The sequence below is a fragment of the Bordetella bronchialis genome (assembly GCF_001676705.1).
Lineage (GTDB): Bacteria > Pseudomonadota > Gammaproteobacteria > Burkholderiales > Burkholderiaceae_B > Bordetella_C > Bordetella_C bronchialis.
Window position 1 is genome coordinate 2,133,670 of sequence record NZ_CP016170.1, and the last position, 16,518, is coordinate 2,150,187.

A 16,518-nucleotide genomic window follows, 5' to 3' on the forward strand; every position below is an offset into this window, starting at 1 on the left:
TTTACCCGAGCCGCGTCGGGTCGGGGCTTAGCGATTGCTCCATCGCGCTTTCCAAGGCCACCAACAGCTCCATCGCTGCCGTCCGCGCTTGCTGGCATTCGGCGCTCTGGCCTCTTCGGGACGCGTGCTGCAAAGGGAGCAGTATCCTGGCGCAATGCTCGGGCTCGCCGGTCAGGAATGCCACCGAGCCCTGCAGGCGATGGGCGAGCTCCGCGGCCTGACCGTACGCATGGCGGCCTAGCGCGTCCTGCAGCGCCTGCCGGTCTTCGCGCAGGATGTCGAGTGCCCGCTGTAGAAATTGCCGGCGTCCTTCGGGATCGGGATAGAGATCGGTCAGCGTATCGAGGTCTAGCGGCATGGGCATCGGGAATCACGAATCCGTCGTGTCGGGCGTAGTGTCCGGCGGCAGGTAGCCCGTGCGTTGCAGGGCTTCCCGCAGTTTCGCGCGGGTAGTGGGTTTGGGTACGTAGTCGTCCATGCCGGCGGCCAGGCAGGCCCGGGCGTCCGATTGGGTGGCGTTGGCACTGAAGCCGATCAGCGTGGTCCGCGGCCAGCCATTGATCATCTCGTGGGTGCGTATGCGTCTTGCCAATTCATAGCCGTCCAGCCTGGGCATGTGGCAGTCCACCAGCATGATGCGTGGGCGCTTTTCCAGCCAGGCGGCATGGCCGGCCTCGCCGTCGTCGGCCGCATCCGCGTGGATACCGAGCAAGGCCAGTTGCCGGAGCGTGATGTCGCGGTTGATTTCGTTGTCCTCGACCAGCAGCACATCGGTGTGGACCTGGGGCGCCGGAGTTTCGCTGCAAGGCGGACGGACTTCGGCGGCCCCCATGGCCGTTGCCGGGTCCGGTGCGCCGCACGGCGCCGTGCGGTCCAGCCCGGGACCGGGGTGTCTTGCGATGCCCGCGTCCAGGGCGGACGGTGCCGTATCGGTCGGGCAAGGCGCGGCAGCAGGGAGGGCCGCCGACGCCGAGGCGCCGGCAGAACGCGGTGGCGCAATATGCGCTTGATCCTGCCCGCCGACGGAGGTGGCCCCGCCTGCCGGCGCCATGTCCTGGATGGGCGTCCACAGCGTTTCCAGCGTTCGCAGGAAAAGATAGACGGAATGCATGGGGCCCGAGCGCTTCGTGGCGGTGGCGACCCAGAAGCCGTCGCCGCCGTCAGTCAGGATGCGTATGTCGGCGGGAAGGTCGGGCGGCACGATGCGGATGGACGCCTTGCGGCACCAGGCCCGCAGCATGGGGATCATCGTGGTGTTGGCGACATGCAGCGTGGCCGTGTGTCCGGGATAGCAGGGCCAGGTGAAGGCTTGCGTGTTCCAGCGGGCGGGGATGCGCACGCAGGCCGAGGTGCCCACACCGCGCCGGCTTTGGATGGCGATCAGGCCGCCCATGCGTTCAACCAGGTGCTTCACGATGGACAGGCCCAGGCCGGTACCGCCGTGCCGTCGGGTCGTGGAGGTATCTTCCTGGTGGAAGGGGGCGAACAGCCGGCGTTGATATTCTTCCGACATGCCGGCGCCCGTGTCGCGCACCGTGATTTCTATCTCGTCGCCGTCGCGGCCCAGCCGGCGCCGCGCCGAAAGCGTGACCGCGCCGCGGTCCGTGAACGCGATGGCATTGCTCAACAGGTTGGCGACGACCTGGCTGACGCGGATCTCGTCGCCGACCAGCCGCTTGTCGAAGTGCGGCATGATGGCCACGGTAAGCGTCAGCCCCTTGCGGCGCGCCAGCGGCAGATAGAGCTCCGCCATGTTTTCCATGGCGCGGTAGAAGTCGTAGGGGGCGTTGCACAGCGGCAGCGCGCCGGACTCTATCTTGGCGTAGTCCAGGATGTCGTTGATGACACGCAGGAGCAGGCGCGCGGACTGCATGGCAGTGCCCAGGTAGCGCTTCTGCTCGGCGCCCAGCGGCGTATCCTGAAGGATGTCCAGCACGCCGATGACACCGTTCATTGGCGTACGGATCTCATGGCTGACCGTTGCGAGAAAGGCCGATTTGGCGGAATCCGCCGCTTCGGCGCGTTCCCTGGCGAGTATGGCTTCGGCACGGGCTTTTTCAGCGGTATGCCGCACGATGCGCATGCGGCGCTGGGTCCACAGCAAAACACCTATTGCGGTCAGCGTCAGCACGACGCCGAGCGCGGCCAGGAGTATCGGGATGCTTCTATCCGGTATCACTGGCGGGAATCCATCATGGGGTTCAGTCGCCGATCGACTGTTCGAATTTCTCTTTCAAGTACAGCGCGAGGGCAAGGTCGTCGGCCAGCTCCAGCTTTTTCATCGCTCGCCGTTTATGCGTGCTGATGGTCTTCTTGCTGCGCAGCAGTTTGGCGGCGATCTGCGTGACCGACAATCCCAGCGCGATGTTGCGCAGGATCTCGAGCTCGGCATTGGTCAGGCGTTCCTCGGGCCGCTTGGGACGGCAGTCGCGGACATGGCCGTCGCTGCACGAGTAGAAGGCGCGCGGCGCGTTCACGGCCAGGCGGATCATGTCGGCCAGGAAAGGCAGGCGTTCTCCCTTGGGCACGTAGCCGTTGGCGCCGGCCTTGAACGCCGCATACTCCGTGTCCATGATCTTGCCCGCCGAGAACGTGATGATGATCAGCTCCGGGTGCAGGCGGCGTATGCGCTTGATGAAATGGATGCCTTCCCAGGGTTGGCGGGGAAGATAGAAATCCACGATGACGACGTCGCAGGGGACCTTCTTGAGGCTGTCCAGGAAGCGCACGGCGGAGGTTTCGGTATGCACGACTTCGAAGTCGGCCTGGTGCTGGAGGAAGGACGCCATGCCCAGGGCGATGACGGGATGGTCGTACAGCACCGAGACGCGGATGCGGTGGCGGGGGCGCGATGTCAGGAGGTATCGCCGGACGGAAGGTTCACCCGAGATGAGCATTTGCGAGGCGGCGGGAGGCGGAGAGGGAAGGCTGGTCGCGAGGGGCATGCATTTCCTTGCTAGCGGGGCGCGGATGGGCCGCGGGCGCGGCAGCGCGGCTTGCCAGTGGATAAAAGCGGGACACTGGCGGCGGGTCGTTACGCAGTTTATGGAGGGCATTCCCATATCAGCCATTCCTTGGATCAAAATAGGACCGGCCCGAGGATTGCGGAAACAGTCGCTTTCATGGCCGATTCAGGTGCGCTCTCCGTAACCCGTGTCGGGGTTTTGATCCCAAAGGGTGATACAATCGGAAAATTCCATGGTGCGTTTGCCGGGGCGGGCCTCGCTGGCGCCGCCTTCACGACATTCCCATGCGCCATGGTGGTTTTCTTGCCCTACGTCCAGAACCGTATCGCCATGCACGCCCAGCACCCCGTACCGGCCGCACGAACGCCGACGCGAACCAAGACCTGGAGTCTTCGCCTGCTGCCGCGTTGAACGCCGTTTCGTGTCTCGCCCCTGGAGCGGGATCGCAACACCGAGCAAAATCACAGAAAACGCGGCCTAGAGCCGCGTTTTTTTACTTGTTACTCAGGAAAACTCAGATGGTACAAATCACCTTGCCCGACGGATCCCGCCGCGAATTTCCGGGCCCTGTGACGGTGGCTGAAGTCGCCCAGTCCATAGGGACCGGCCTGGCGCGTGCCGCCCTGGGCGGGAAGGTGGCCGTCGACGGCGAGCCCGCTCGGCTGGTCGACACGAGTTTCCGTATCGAGCGCGATGCCCGGGTGGGCATTGTCACGGCCAAGGATCCGGAAGGCCTGGACCTGATCCGCCATTCCACGGCGCACCTGCTGGCGTATGCCGTGAAGACCCTGTTCCCCGATGCGCAGGTGACGATAGGCCCGGTGATCGACAACGGCTTCTATTACGACTTCTCCTACAAGCGCCCCTTTACGCCGGAAGACCTGGAAGCCATTGAAAAGAAAATGGCGGAATTGGCCAAAAAGGACGAGGTCGTCACGCGCGAAGAATGGAAGCGCGACGACGCCGTGGCTTTCTTCAACGGCATCGGCGAGAAATACAAGGCCGAGATCATCGCCTCTATCCCGTCCAATGAAACGATCTCCCTGTATCGGGAGGGCGATTTCATCGACCTGTGCCGCGGTCCGCACGTGCCTTCCACCGGCAAGCTGAAGGTGTTCAAGCTGATGAAGGTGGCCGGCGCGTACTGGCGCGGCGACAGCAAGAACGAGATGCTGCAGCGTATCTACGGCACGGCCTGGGCCACCAAGGAAGAGCAGGACGCCTATCTGCATATGCTGGCAGAGGCCGAGAAACGCGACCATCGCAAGCTGGGCCGCGAGCTGGACCTGTTCCATTTCCAGGACGAGGCGCCGGGCCTGATCTTCTGGCATCCGAAGGGCTGGCAGCTGTGGCAGCAGGTAGAGCAATACATGCGCGCGGTCTACCGCGACAACGGCTACCAGGAAGTCCGCGGGCCGCAGATCCTGGACCTGTCCCTGTGGAAGAAAACCGGGCACTGGGACAACTACCGTGAAAACATGTTCACCACGGAGTCCGAAAACCGGGTCTACGGCCTGAAGCCGATGAATTGTCCCGGGCACGTGCAGATCTTCAACGCCGGCTTGCGCTCCTACCGCGATCTGCCCCTGCGCTATGGCGAATTCGGCCAGTGCCATCGCAACGAGCCCTCCGGCTCGCTGCACGGCATGATGCGCGTGCGCGGGTTCGTGCAGGATGACGGCCACATTTTCTGCACGGTGGACCAGTTGCAGGACGAATGCGCCGATTTCACCGCGCTGCTGCAGAAGGTCTACCGCGACTTCGGGTTCGATGAAGTGCTCTACAAGGTGGCGACGCGTCCGGAAAAGCGCATCGGCGACGATGCCACCTGGGATGCGGCAGAGCAGGCGCTCATGGACAGCCTCAAGCGCACGGGATGCGAATTCGAGATCTCGCCGGGCGAGGGCGCCTTCTATGGCCCTAAAATCGAGTACACGCTGAAGGACGCCATCGGCCGCCATTGGCAGTGCGGCACCATCCAGGTGGATTTCTCCATGCCGGTGCGCCTGGGCGCGGAATACGTGGATGCGGACGACCAGCGGCGGCCGCCGGTCATGCTGCACCGGGCCATCCTGGGCTCGCTGGAGCGCTTTATCGGCATGCTGATCGAAAACCATGCGGGCGCCATGCCGGCGTGGCTGGCCCCGGTCCAGGCCGTGGTGTGCTGTATTTCCGAGCCTTCCGCCGATTATGCGGCGCAAATCACGCAAACCCTGAAAAAACAAGGCTTTAGGGTGGAGTCGGATTTGCGTGGGGAAAAAATCACTTATAAAATTAGAGAGCACAGCCTGCAAAAGGTCCCGTACATCCTCGTCGTGGGTGAAAAGGAACGGGATGCCGGGTCGGTGGCCGTCCGCGCGCGCGGGGGCCTGGACCTGGGAACACTCGGATTGGACGACTTCGTCGCCCGTCTGACGGACGAAGTCACGCAACGGCGCGATATCGGCCGCCCCGAGCAGGTCTCGTAAACGTTTTAGGAGTCGTCAACATCGCCACTGAAAAAGCCAACCGCATCAACGGTGAAATTCGTGTCCCCGAGGTGCGTCTGATAGGTCTGGACGGAGAGCAGCTCGGTATCGTCAAAATCGCCGAAGCCTTCCGTCTGGCCGAGCAAGCCGACGTCGATCTGGTGGAAATCGCGCCCAATGCCGAGCCGCCGGTCTGCCGCCTGATGGATTACGGCAAGTTCAAGTACCAGGAACAGAAGCGCCAGGCGGAAGCGCGAGCCAAGCAGAAGGTCATCCAGGTCAAGGAAGTCAAGTTCCGGCCGGCGACCGACGAAGGCGATTACCAGGTCAAGCTGCGCAATCTTCGACGTTTCCTGGAAGAGGGCGACAAGGCCAAAGTGACGCTGCGTTTCCGTGGACGCGAAATGGCACACCAGGAACTCGGGATGCGGGTGCTTGAGCGGGTGCGCGACGACCTGACTGAATTGGCCATGGTGGAATCCATGCCCAAGCTGGAAGGTCGCCAGATGATCATGGTGTTGGCGCCGCGCAAGAAAGCGACGCAAGGCAAGGAAGCGGCAGGCGCCTGAGGGCCAGCCAGTCCGCCGTCCAATCCGCCGCCCTCCTGACGGAGGGCGGTGCACATTCCGGGTGTCGCGATGCATGTCCTTTTCATTATCGATCCCTTGCCGCTGCTGAAGGCGTACAAGGATAGTTCCGTCGCCATGATGCGGAGCCTGGTGGCCCGGGGGCATACGCTCAGTGTGGCCCTGCAAGGCGACCTGTACATAGACGAAGGCAAGGTGCTGGTGAAATCGACGCCGATTTCCCTGGTGCCCGACGCGGACCTGCACCAGCATGACTGGTGGCGCGACAGCGGCCCGGCCAACGAAGCGCCGCTTTCCGCCTTTGGCGCGGTCCTGATGCGCAAGGACCCGCCCTTCGATATGGAATACGTCTACGCCACCCACCTGCTGGAGTACGCGCAGGCGCAAGGGGCCAAGGTCTACAACCATGGCGCCGCCATTCGCAATCACCCGGAAAAACTGGCCATCACCGAGTTCTCCGAGTTCACCGCGCCGACGCTGGTGACGCGGGACATGGCCCGCATCAAGGCCTTTCATGCGCGGCATGGCGACGTCATCGTCAAGCCGCTGGATGGCATGGGCGGAACGGGCATATTCCGCCTGCGCCAGGAAGAACCGAATCTCAACGCCATCCTGGAAACGCTGACGCACGACGGCACGCGGACCATCATGGCGCAGCGGTATATCCCGGACATCGTCAAGGGCGACAAGCGCGTGCTGCTGATAGGCGGCGAGCCGGTGCCCTATGCATTGGCGCGCATCCCGCTGGCCGGGGAAACGCGCGGCAACCTGGCCGCCGGCGGCCGCGGCGTGGCGCAACCGCTATCGGACCGCGACCGCCAACTGGCGGCGGCGGTGGGGCCCCGCCTGGCCGCGCGAGGCCTGCTGCTGGTGGGACTGGATGTCATCGGCGACTACGTCACCGAGGTCAACGTGACCAGCCCGACCTGCTTCGTGGAGATCACCGAGCAGACGGGCTTCGATGTGCCCGGCATGTTCGTACAGGCGCTCGAGCGCGCCGTTGCCGCGTAAGCGGGATCCCCATGACCGGCATCGTTATCGTCGTGCATACGCCGCTGGGCTCGGCGATGATGGATTGTGCCGGTCACGTGATGGGCAAGATCAAGGAAGTCGCCGTGCACGATATCCAGGCCGACGACATGCCGGAGACCAAAATCCCCGGCGTGGTCGCCGACATCCTGCGCTTGGGCCAGGACGGCGACGGCGTGCTGGTGCTGACCGACCTGGTGGGCGCCACGCCGGCGAACATCGCCAAGCAGGCCGTCATCGAAGCGCAGGCGCAAGGGGTGCAGTGCGCGGTGCTGGCCGGCCTGAATACGCCCATGCTGCTAAGGGCGCTGACCTATCGCGGCCTGCCCCTGGCCGAAACCCGGGAAAAGGCGCTTGCCGGCGGAGTACAAGGGGTCCTGCGTGTAGACTGATGGGGATTTTGTCCTATCATGTCACCTGGTATCTTCAGCCCTTACGCCAGCGGTTCCGCGCCAGATCCCCTTATGCCTATATCCGAAATAACGATCAGCAATAAACTTGGCCTGCACGCGCGCGCGGCGGCGAAGCTTACACAGCTGGCCAGCAAGTTCAACAGCGATATCTATATCTCGCGCGGCGCGCAGCGCGTGAATGCCAAAAGCATCATGGGCGTCATGATGCTGGCCGCGGGGCTGGGCGTGACCGTGAAGCTGGATGCATCGGGACCGGATGCGGAACACGCGCTGAAGGAAATCGAATCCCTGTTCGACAACAAGTTCGGTGAGCTCGAATAAATCGCTCCTCGTCCAGGCCTTGCCGGAGCCCGCGCGTGCGCGGGTTCGGGGCGCCGCTGCCAGGATACTTCGCGCGCAGACCAGCGGTCCCAACGCCGTCATCTGCCTGTACGGGCAGGGCGTGGCCCGCGGCTACGCGATCGGCCGGGCGGTCGTCATGGGGGCCGCCGCGCTGGAAGTCGCCCACTACCGCATCGCGCCGGAGCAGGTCGACGCCGAGTGCGAACGCCTGACCGCTGCCTTGCAGGCGGCCCAGGACGACCTGCTGCAGATGGCGGACACGCTGCCCGACGATGCGCCGCGTGAACTGGGCGCCATGTTGAACGTGCACCGCCTGCTGCTGGCCGACCCTCTGCTGGCCGAGCAGGCCCTGCTGTTGATCAAGGAACGCCATTACAACGCCGAGTGGGCATTGACCACGCAGGGGCAGTTGCTGGGCGAGCAATTCGACGCCATGGACGACGAGTACCTGCGCGAACGCGGGGCCGACGTCCGCCAGGTCATCGAGCGCGTTCTGCATGTGCTGGCCGGTACGTCCGGCATCCGCGATCCGGAAGACCTGGACGGCGACGATCCGCTGGTCGTCGTCGCCCACGACATCTCGCCCGCCGACATGCTGCGCCTGCGCGGCGGCCGTTTCCTGGCCTTCGTGACCGACCTGGGCGGGGCGACCTCCCATACCGCCATCGTGGCGCGCAGCATGGGCGTGCCGGCGGTGGTCGCGCTGGGCAATGTGCGCGAGCTCGTGCGCGACGGCGACATGCTGGTGGTGGACGGCGCGACCGGCGCCGTCATCGTCAACCCATCGCCCGCCATCCTGGACGAATACCGCGAGCGCCAGCGCGTTTATGCCAGCGAGCGGGCCGAGCTGGCGCTGCTGCGCGACGAGCCGGCCATCACGCTGGACGGCATCGGCATCACCCTGCACGCCAACATCGAGCTCCCGGACGAAGCGGAGGCCGCCCTGGCCGCCGGCGCCGAAGGTATCGGCCTGTTCCGTAGCGAATTCCTGTTCATGGGGCGCGCCGACCTGCCGGGCGAGGAAGAGCAGTACCAGGCCTATACGTCGGTCGTCCGCGTCATGGCCGGCAGGCCGGTGACCATACGCACCCTGGATATCGGTGCCGACAAGACCCTGGACGACGAAGCCACGGTCGCGACCAATCCGGCGCTGGGGCTGCGCGCGATCCGCTATTGCCTGGCCCATCCCGAGATGTTCGGGACACAGTTGCGCGCCATCCTGCGTGCATCGGCCCACGGGCCGGTGCGCCTGCTCATCCCCATGATCGCCCACATGCACGAGGTCGAGGCCACCCGCCTGGCGCTGGACGCCGCGCGGCGCGAGCTCGATGCACGCGGCCAGCCCTATGCCGCCCATATCGAACTGGGCGCAATGGTGGAAGTGCCGGCCATCGCCATCGCCATCGAGCCCTTCGCCCAGGCGCTGGATTTCCTGTCCATCGGCACCAACGACCTGATCCAGTACACCCTGGCCATCGACCGCGGCGACGGACAAGTCGCGCCGCTGTACGACTCCCTGCACCCGGCCGTGCTGCGCCTGGTCGCGCACACCATCAATGCCGGCGAACGGGCCGGCAAGCCGGTGGCGGTATGCGGGGAAATGGCCGGCGATGCCAACCTGACGCGGCTGTTGCTGGGCCTGGGCCTGACGGAATTTTCCATGCAGTCCCAGCAATTGCTGGACGTCAAGCGCGAAGTGCGCCGGGCGCACTCGAATGCCCTGCGCGTGAAGCTGGCCGCGGTGCTGAACCGCGCGCTGCCGGTCGACCTGGCGACCCTCAACCAAGCCTGAGCGCATCATGCCGGGCTGTCGCGCGGCGATGCCCCGGTTTTTTCCGTGTAGACCCAATCGACCTGGCAACAAACGGCGTCCCGGGACCCCGGGCCGCCCCTAGGCCTGCCCGCCGTCCGCGTACAGATGGCAGGCGATGCGCGCATCGCCGTCTTGCCGCAGCGGCGGCCGCTGCTGCGCGCAGCGCGGCATGGCGTGGCTGCAGCGTGGATGAAAGGCGCAGCCGGATGGCGGATGGACCGGATCGGGAAACGACAGGCCCAGGCCTGTGTCCGGGATGCCCAGGCCCGGCTCCGGGGTCAGGACCGAGGCCAGCAGCGCTTGCGTATACGGGTGGCGCGGGTGGCGGAAAATCCTGGCGGCTGGCGCGGATTCCACGATCCTGCCCAGGTACATGACCGCGACCTCGGTGGCGATATGTTCGACGACGGCCAGGTTATGGCTGATGAAGACATAGGTCAGCTGGAACTCCCGGCGCAGGTCCATGAGCAGGTTCATGATCTGCGCCTGCACCGATACGTCCAGCGCCGAGGTCGGTTCGTCGCAGATGACGACTTCGGGCCGCATGACCAGCGCGCGCGCGATGGCGACGCGTTGGCGCTGCCCGCCGGACAACTGGCCGGGCGTATTCCCCGCCAGGCGGGCCGGCAGGCCCACGCGTTCCAGCATCTCGATGGCCGTGCGCTGCCGGGGATTCTCCAGGCCGTGCACCTCCAGCGGCAGCGACACGATGGAAGCAATGGAGCGACGCGGATTCAAGGAGGAATAGGGGTCCTGGAAGACGGGCTGGACGCGCCGTGCCAGGTGGCGCCTGGGCATGCGCGCGATGTCCTCGCCATCCATGGCGATCGTGCCGCTGTTGGGCGCGGTCAGGCCCAGCAGCATGCGCGCGAGCGTGGATTTGCCGCAGCCCGATTCCCCCACGATGCCCAGCACGCCTCCCCGTGGAACGGACAGGTCCACGCCATTGACGGCATGCAGGGTGCGGCGGGGCTGGAACATGCCCGCGCGCACGGAGAAGCTGCGGGTGACCGCCTGGGCTTGCAGGATGGACGTCATGGCGATACCAGGGCCTCTTCGGCCTGGCGGATGCAGCGCCAGGCATGCTGGCCGGCGTTGCGCACCGGCACGTGGTGGGCGCATGCGGCCTGGCTGTGCGGGCAGCGGTCGCGGAAGGCGCAGCCGTGCAAGGAGCCGGTCAGGGCCGGCACGACGCCCGGTATCGTCCCCAGCGGCTCGCCGGGCGGCGTGCGTCCCGGCACGGGGATACAGGCGAGCAATCCTTGCGTATAGGGATGGCCGGGACGATCGAAGATGGCCCGCACCGGACCTTCCTCGACGATCTGCCCCGCGTACATGACGGCCACGTGGCGCGCGATGCGCGCCACCACGCCCAGGTCATGCGTGATCAGCACCATGGCGATGCCAAGTTCGGCCTGCAGGTCCGCCAGCAGCCGCAGGATCTGCGCCTGTATGGTGACGTCCAGCGCCGTGCTGGGCTCGTCGGCGATCAGCAGTTCCGGCCCGCACATCAGCGCCATGGCGATCATCACGCGCTGGCGCAATCCGCCCGACAACTGGTGGGGATACTGGCGCAGGCGATCGCCCGCGGCGGCGATGCCGACCTTCTCCAGCAGTTCCACCGCCCGGTCGCGGGCCTGGCCCGCGCCGGCGTGGCGGTGATGCATATAGTGCTCGGTCAACTGGTCGCCGATGGTGTAGGCCGGGTTGAGCGCGGTCATCGGCTCCTGGAAGATCATGGCCATCTTGCTGCCGCGCAAGGCGTTGAGCCGACGCGCCGGCATGGCGGCGATGTCCTGACCCTGTACGGCCAGGCGGCGCGCCCGGGCGCGCGCCGCGGCGGGCAGCAGGCCCATGATGGCCAGCGAGGTCATGGATTTGCCGCAGCCGGATTCGCCGACCAGGCATAGCGTCTGGCCCCGCGCCACCTGGAACGATACGTCGCGCACCGCGTGCAGCGGGCCTCGCGGGGTATCGATGTCCACGTGCAGGCCCTGCACGTCCAGCACGATATCGCCATGCGCCGCCATGTCAGTTTCTCTCCTCGGGTGTCAGCAGCTGGTGCAGTCCATCGCCCGCCAGGTTGATGGCGAAGATCAGCAGGGCCAGCGCGGTGCCGGGGATGGCGATCAGCCAGAAAGAGAAAAACATATAGGCCTTGGCTTCCGCGATCATCAGCCCCCAGGACGGCGTGGGCGGTTGTACGCCCAGGCCCAGGAAGGACAGGGCCGCCTCCAGCAGGATGGCGCTGGCGGCCTCCAGCGTGGCGATGACGATCAGGTGCGGCACCACGTTGGGCAGGACCTCTCCACGCACGATGCGCCAGGTGGACGCGCCGGCGGCCTGCGCCGCGGCGACGTATTCCAGCGCGCGGACCTGCTGCGTGGCGCTGCGCATGACGACGGCGAAGCGATCCCATTTGAGCAAGCCCAGCACCAGGATGACGACCCACAGCGATCCGCCCAGGATGGCCACGGTGGCCAGCGCCACCAGGATGACCGGCATGGACAGGCGGGTCGAGACCAGGAAGGAGACCAGCATGTCGACCTTGCCGCCGAAATAGCCGGCGGCCATGCCCATGGCGGTGCCGATCAGGCCCGATATGGCGGCCACGGACACGCCTATCAGCAGCGAGATGCGCGCGCCGTAGAACAGGCGCGACAGATAGTCCCGGCCCAGCGGATCGGTGCCGAAGGGATGGGCCCATGAGCCCTTGGCATACCAGACCGGCGGTATGTTGCGGGCCGCCAGGTTCTGCGCGTAGGGATCATGCGGCGCGAGCCAGGGCGCCAGTAGCGCGATCAGCACGATTGCCAGCAGGATGCCGCCGCCGGTCAGCAGGGCGGTGTTGCGGCGCAGGCGGCGCCAGCGGGGCAGGCCCGCGGCCGCGTCGGCCAAGGGGGGCGGCACCTGCGCCGCGACGGGAAGTGTCGGCGTGGCCATGGCTAGGACACCCGGATGCGCGGATCCAGCCAGGCGTTGGCCACGTCGGCGGCCAGCGTCAGCACCACGTAAATGATGGACAGCAGCAGCACGATGAGCTGCATCACGGGAAAGTCCTTGAATGTGATGCTCTGGTAGGCCAGGTAGCCCAGGCCATCCAGCGCGAAGATGGTTTCGATGACGACCGATCCGCCCAGCAGATAGCCCAGCTGCACGGCGGCCAGCGCGACCACGGGCACGATGGCGTTGCGCAGCGCGTGCTTGAAGATCACCTTGCCCGCCGGCAGCCCCTTGGCCCGCGCGGTGCGGATGTAATCGGCGGACAGTACCTCGATCATGCCGGCGCGGATCAGGCGCATGAAGGCCGGCGCCACGTAATAGCCCAGCGCGATGGCGGGCATGACGAAGTGCTTCCAGGTGCCGCTGCCGGAGACGGGCAGCACGCGCAGCGTCAGCGAAAACAGCATGATCAGCAGCAGCGCGAAGAAGAAATTCGGCAAGGCCTGTCCCAGGACGGCCAGCGCCAGGCAGGCGCGATCGATGAGGCTATGCTTGTACAGCGCCGCAAGTATGCCGAAGGGCACCGAGATCAACAGGGCGACGCCCAGCGAGTACAGCCCGAGCAGCAGGGTGGTCTTGAGCTTGGACAGGATGAGCGGGCCCGCATCGGTCTTGAAGTACACCGAGGTGCCGAAATGGCCGCGCACCACATCCCACAGCCAAGTGCCGTACTGCACGACCAGCGGACGGTCCAGTCCGTAGGCCTTGCGTATCATCTCGATGTCGGCTTGCCGGGCGCCTTCGCCGGCCAGCGCCACGGCCGGATCGCCGGACAGGTGCAGCAGCATGAACGCCAGCACGGAAACGGTCAGCGCCACCAGTATGGCCAATCCCAGCCGACGGATCGTGAACCCAAGCATATCGTCCCCCAGTCATGCGGCCCGGCCCCGGAGCCGGCGCGCGGCCCCGCGGTCGCGGGGCCTGGCGGCGCTATTTCCAGCGCATCTCCCAGAAACGCACCAGTTCGTCCGGATAGGGCTTGAAGTCCACGTCCTGGCTGGCGACGTAGTAGACCGGCAGCGACCAGAGCGGCACGGCATAGGCGTGCTGCGAGATCAAGGTCAGCGCCTGCCGGTAGGTATCGTCGCGCTTGGCGGGATCGATGGTGCGGTCGGCCTCGTCCAGCAGCTGCCTGACCTGCGGATCGCGGTTGATGTCGTCCGAGCCGAAGGCAAAGTACACCGGTGTCGAGGCCGATGTATCGTTGACCAGGTTGGAGCCCCAGGTCTGGTGCGTCAGCGCGGCCTTGCCCGCGCGGATCATGTCGCGCATCGCGGCGTATTGCAGGAAGTTCAGCCTGGCGCGGATGCCCACCGCGCGCAGGTAGTTGATGATGGCCTCGGTCTGGTTGCGTTCGCGGTAGGCCACGATGTCGATGTCGAAGCCGTTGGGATAGCCGGCCTCGGCCAGCAGCTTTTTCGACAGGGCCGGATCGTAGTTGTAGACAGTCGCGCCCTTGTCCGTGCAACCTACCTGCGACGGGGTGCAGATGGTGTTCAGGATCCTGGCGTCGCCGCCAACGATGTTCTTGATGATGGATTCGCGGTCGATGGCGTGCGCGATGGCCTTGCGTACGCGTTCGTCCTTCAACTGCGGCGCCGGCGTGTTCGGCAGGGTGTTCATCTGCATGAACACGATGCGCATCGTATTGCCGCTGACCACTTGCAGGTTGGGCATGCCCGCCAGTTGCTCGGCCTGGTCCTTGGGCACGCTCATGATGAAGTCCTCCTGGCCCGAAAGAACTTCCGCCATCTGCGTCTGGCGATCGGGAATGAAGCGGATCACCACCTTGCCGATCCTGGGCTGCGCCTTGGGGGAATCCTTGAAGTAGTCGGCGTTGCGTTCCAGGGTGATGGACTTGCCCGGCTGGTAGTCGACCACCTTGTACGGCCCCGAGCCCACCGGTTTGGCGTTCATGCCGGCGGGGCCGACTTCCTTGTAGTACTTGGCGGGATGGATGGCGACCGTGGTCGACAGGTATTCCTTGGCGGCGGGGAAGGGCTCCTTGGTATGGATGCGGACGGTGTACTGGTCCACTTTCTCCACGCGGTCTATCCATTGCACGTTCTGCTGCGTGGTGGCCTTGTTCTTGGGGTCGGCGACGAAGTTCAGGGTGTACACCACCGAATCCGCGTCGAAGGTTTCGCCGTTGTGGAAGCGCACGTCCTTGCGCAGCTTGAACTCCAGCGTCTTGTCGTCGACCTGCTTCCAGCTTTCCGCCAGCTGGCCCTTGTATTCGTTGGTGAGCGGATCGCGGTACAGCAGGGTGTCCCACACATTGGCCGCGATGATCACGCCCACGCGCACATTGTTGAAATACGGATCGACGCTTTCCGGCGCCTGGTCGTAGGCCATGCGCAGCGTGTCGTCCTGCTTGCCCGCCCATGCCGGGCAGGCCGCGCACAGCGCGATGGCGGCGGCAAGGGACGCCACGGGGCGTATCAGCGCCGCGATGGAAAAGGCGGATGGCGACACCGGGGGGACAACGCGACGATCGACCATGTAGGCTCCTATCTGGACCTGGAAGGGCTGCGACAAGATGCTGCGGTACTGCGCGTATCGACTTCATTGCCGCGCCGCCGGCCCAGGGGGGCGGCCGGCACGTGGCGGACACGCATGGGGAATGCCCTAAATCACCGTTGCTGCACGATGGGATAGAGTGGTGCCGCCGCGGCGGCGTGCGTCGCGGCGTGTCATGGGCGTGCGTGCCGGCTGTCTTTGTATACCAGAGCGTACGTTCGCCCCTATCCATGTTTTCCCTGAACGGCGCGCCGCCTTCCTCGACCCTGTCCCGGACACCCCATGAACGACCCGCTCATGCAACAAGCCATCCAGTTCGCCCGCGAACACGAATCCGCATGGGATCGCAGCGTCGACGGCGTCTGGGGGGTGCACCAGAACGACCCGCCGCCCTGGAACCGCCTGCTCGGTCCGGTGCATGACCGCGGTCCGGTGTCGGGCACGGTGCTGGTCGACGGCAAGACCCTGGCATCCTGGGGCGAACCCGAGCGCGCCGACCTGACCTTCAGCGTGGCCAAGATGTACCTGGCGCTGCTGGCCGGCGTGGCCTATGACCGCGGCCTGCTGCCCGACGTCGATGAAACGGTGCGCACGCGCGTGCCCGGCATAGGCTTCGACGAAGGACGCAATGCGGAAATCACCTGGCGGCAATTGCTGCAGCAAACCAGCGAGTGGGAGGGCGAGCGCTTCGGCGTACCGGACCAGGTGGACCGCTATCGCGCCGTCACCTTCGGCGACCCGCCGGGCGGCAAGAAGGGCGACCCGCGCCCGCTGCGCCAGCCCGGTACGTATTGGGAGTACAACGACGTACGCATCAACCAGCTGTCCTTCGCGCTGCTGCATCTGTTCCGCCGTCCCTTGCCGGAGATCTTTCGCGAGGCCATCACGCGCCCGGTGGGCGCCAGCGAAAACTGGCAGTGGGTGGGCTACGACAATGCCTGGGTGGAGATCGATGGCAAGCGCATGCAGTCGGTGCCGGGCGGCTCGCACTGGGGCGGCGGCATGTCGATCAGCAGCGTGGACCAGGCCCTGATCGGACGCATGCTGCTGGACGGCGGCAAGGCCCGGGGCAGGCAGGTATTGTCCGAGGATTGGATCGCCGCCATGCGTACCCCTTGCCCCCTCGCGCCGTATTACGGTTTTCTCATCTGGCTGAACCACGAGCGCCGCGTCTTTCCCAGCGTGCCGGCTTCGAGTTTCTTCGGCGTGGGGGCCGGCAGTTCCTTTACCTGGGTGGAGCCCGAGCGCCGCATGGTCGTCGTGGTGCGCTGGCTCGATTCCGCGCATGCCGATGCGTTCTTCGGCAAGGTATTGCAGGCGGTGGACGCGGCGTGAGCCGTGTCGCGCGCGACCGTTCCGCGCGGCCCTTTCGATTCC

Annotated in this window: 15 protein-coding genes; 7 read left to right on the forward strand and 8 right to left on the reverse strand. The window is 65.8% G+C overall.

Translation table 11 applies throughout. The features are described from left to right. Window position 1: 1 nt before the first annotated feature. Genes BAU06_RS09595 through BAU06_RS09605 form a run of 3 tightly spaced genes read right to left on the reverse strand, consistent with a single transcriptional unit; the run spans window position 2 to window position 2,945 of the window. On the reverse strand, window positions 2–358 hold the full coding sequence (locus tag BAU06_RS09595; protein ID WP_156770200.1) for a hypothetical protein: 357 nt from the start codon (window positions 356–358) through the stop codon (window positions 2–4). A gap of 12 nt (window positions 359–370) precedes the next feature. After that, on the reverse strand, window positions 371–2,179 hold the full coding sequence (locus BAU06_RS09600) for a hybrid sensor histidine kinase/response regulator (protein ID WP_066347747.1): 1,809 nt from the start codon (window positions 2,177–2,179) through the stop codon (window positions 371–373). Between the two features lie 22 nt (window positions 2,180–2,201). Continuing rightward, window positions 2,202–2,945 carry a response regulator transcription factor gene (locus tag BAU06_RS09605; RefSeq protein WP_231934031.1) on the reverse strand — a complete coding sequence of 248 codons (744 nt, stop codon included), beginning with the start codon at window positions 2,943–2,945 and terminating at the stop codon, window positions 2,202–2,204. Between the two features lie 539 nt (window positions 2,946–3,484). Here BAU06_RS09605 and thrS point away from each other — a divergent pair. From thrS to ptsP, 6 genes are all read left to right on the forward strand, one after another. After that, window positions 3,485–5,434 (forward strand): threonine--tRNA ligase, encoded by a 1,950-nt coding sequence (thrS, locus tag BAU06_RS09610; protein ID WP_066347753.1) that lies wholly within the window; start codon window positions 3,485–3,487, stop codon window positions 5,432–5,434. A gap of 20 nt (window positions 5,435–5,454) precedes the next feature. Next, entirely contained in the window at window positions 5,455–6,003 is a 549-nt protein-coding gene (infC, locus tag BAU06_RS09615) for a translation initiation factor IF-3 (protein ID WP_066347756.1), read from the forward strand. A gap of 69 nt (window positions 6,004–6,072) precedes the next feature. After that, complete coding sequence (gene gshB, locus BAU06_RS09620; protein ID WP_066347759.1) at window positions 6,073–7,032, forward strand: glutathione synthase; 960 nt, start codon at window positions 6,073–6,075, stop codon at window positions 7,030–7,032. An 11-nt stretch (window positions 7,033–7,043) separates the two neighbouring features. Beyond that, entirely contained in the window at window positions 7,044–7,442 is a 399-nt protein-coding gene (locus BAU06_RS09625) for a PTS sugar transporter subunit IIA (RefSeq protein ID WP_066347763.1), read from the forward strand. A gap of 72 nt (window positions 7,443–7,514) precedes the next feature. Then, the gene (locus BAU06_RS09630; RefSeq protein ID WP_066347767.1) at window positions 7,515–7,784 is read left to right on the forward strand and encodes an HPr family phosphocarrier protein; all 270 of its coding nucleotides are present in this window, start codon (window positions 7,515–7,517) and stop codon (window positions 7,782–7,784) included. Window positions 7,785–7,905: 121 nt separating this feature from the next. Then, the gene (ptsP, locus tag BAU06_RS09635) at window positions 7,906–9,597 is read left to right on the forward strand and encodes a phosphoenolpyruvate--protein phosphotransferase (protein ID WP_066358612.1); all 1,692 of its coding nucleotides are present in this window, start codon (window positions 7,906–7,908) and stop codon (window positions 9,595–9,597) included. Window positions 9,598–9,696: 99 nt separating this feature from the next. Here the strand turns inward: ptsP and BAU06_RS09640 are convergent, their stop codons facing one another. The 5 genes from BAU06_RS09640 to BAU06_RS09660 all read right to left on the reverse strand — a co-directional run bounded on the left by BAU06_RS09640 (window position 9,697) and on the right by BAU06_RS09660 (window position 15,123). Next, entirely contained in the window at window positions 9,697–10,656 is a 960-nt protein-coding gene (locus tag BAU06_RS09640; RefSeq protein WP_066347771.1) for an ABC transporter ATP-binding protein, read from the reverse strand. Then, a complete protein-coding gene (locus tag BAU06_RS09645; protein WP_066347775.1) occupies window positions 10,653–11,648 on the reverse strand; it encodes an ABC transporter ATP-binding protein in 996 nt (331 codons plus the stop codon). Before BAU06_RS09645 ends, BAU06_RS09640 begins: the two co-directional genes overlap by 4 nt. A 1-nt stretch (window position 11,649) precedes the next feature. Then, window positions 11,650–12,561, reverse strand: coding sequence for an ABC transporter permease (locus BAU06_RS09650; RefSeq protein WP_066347780.1), 912 nt, complete (start codon window positions 12,559–12,561; stop codon window positions 11,650–11,652). Between the two features lie 2 nt (window positions 12,562–12,563). Beyond that, on the reverse strand, window positions 12,564–13,481 hold the full coding sequence (locus BAU06_RS09655) for an ABC transporter permease (RefSeq protein ID WP_066347782.1): 918 nt from the start codon (window positions 13,479–13,481) through the stop codon (window positions 12,564–12,566). 70 nt (window positions 13,482–13,551) lie between these two features. Beyond that, on the reverse strand, window positions 13,552–15,123 hold the full coding sequence (locus tag BAU06_RS09660) for an ABC transporter substrate-binding protein (protein ID WP_082993591.1): 1,572 nt from the start codon (window positions 15,121–15,123) through the stop codon (window positions 13,552–13,554). A 300-nt stretch (window positions 15,124–15,423) separates the two neighbouring features. On the opposite strand from BAU06_RS09660, the gene BAU06_RS09665 reads away from it, so the two are divergent. Beyond that, window positions 15,424–16,476: a serine hydrolase domain-containing protein gene (locus tag BAU06_RS09665; protein WP_066347784.1), complete on the forward strand. Its 1,053-nt coding sequence runs from the start codon at window positions 15,424–15,426 to the stop codon at window positions 16,474–16,476. Window positions 16,477–16,518 lie beyond the last annotated feature (42 nt).

Bases quoted from the DNA above. Each gene is read 5' to 3' on its own strand.
- BAU06_RS09595 (WP_156770200.1), bottom strand. From the start codon at position 358: ATGCCGCTAGACCTCGATACGCTGACCGATCTCTATCCCGATCCCGAA.
- BAU06_RS09605 (WP_231934031.1), bottom strand. From the start codon at position 2,945: ATGCCCCTCGCGACCAGCCTTCCCTCTCCGCCTCCCGCCGCCTCGCAA.
- thrS (WP_066347753.1), top strand. From the start codon at position 3,485: ATGGTACAAATCACCTTGCCCGACGGATCCCGCCGCGAATTTCCGGGC.
- gshB (WP_066347759.1), top strand. From the start codon at position 6,073: ATGCATGTCCTTTTCATTATCGATCCCTTGCCGCTGCTGAAGGCGTAC.
- BAU06_RS09625 (WP_066347763.1), top strand. From the start codon at position 7,044: ATGACCGGCATCGTTATCGTCGTGCATACGCCGCTGGGCTCGGCGATG.
- BAU06_RS09630 (WP_066347767.1), top strand. From the start codon at position 7,515: ATGCCTATATCCGAAATAACGATCAGCAATAAACTTGGCCTGCACGCG.
- BAU06_RS09640 (WP_066347771.1), bottom strand. From the start codon at position 10,656: ATGACGTCCATCCTGCAAGCCCAGGCGGTCACCCGCAGCTTCTCCGTG.
- BAU06_RS09645 (WP_066347775.1), bottom strand. From the start codon at position 11,648: ATGGCGGCGCATGGCGATATCGTGCTGGACGTGCAGGGCCTGCACGTG.
- BAU06_RS09650 (WP_066347780.1), bottom strand. From the start codon at position 12,561: ATGGCCACGCCGACACTTCCCGTCGCGGCGCAGGTGCCGCCCCCCTTG.
- BAU06_RS09655 (WP_066347782.1), bottom strand. From the start codon at position 13,481: ATGCTTGGGTTCACGATCCGTCGGCTGGGATTGGCCATACTGGTGGCG.
- BAU06_RS09660 (WP_082993591.1), bottom strand. From the start codon at position 15,123: ATGGTCGATCGTCGCGTTGTCCCCCCGGTGTCGCCATCCGCCTTTTCC.
- BAU06_RS09665 (WP_066347784.1), top strand. From the start codon at position 15,424: ATGAACGACCCGCTCATGCAACAAGCCATCCAGTTCGCCCGCGAACAC.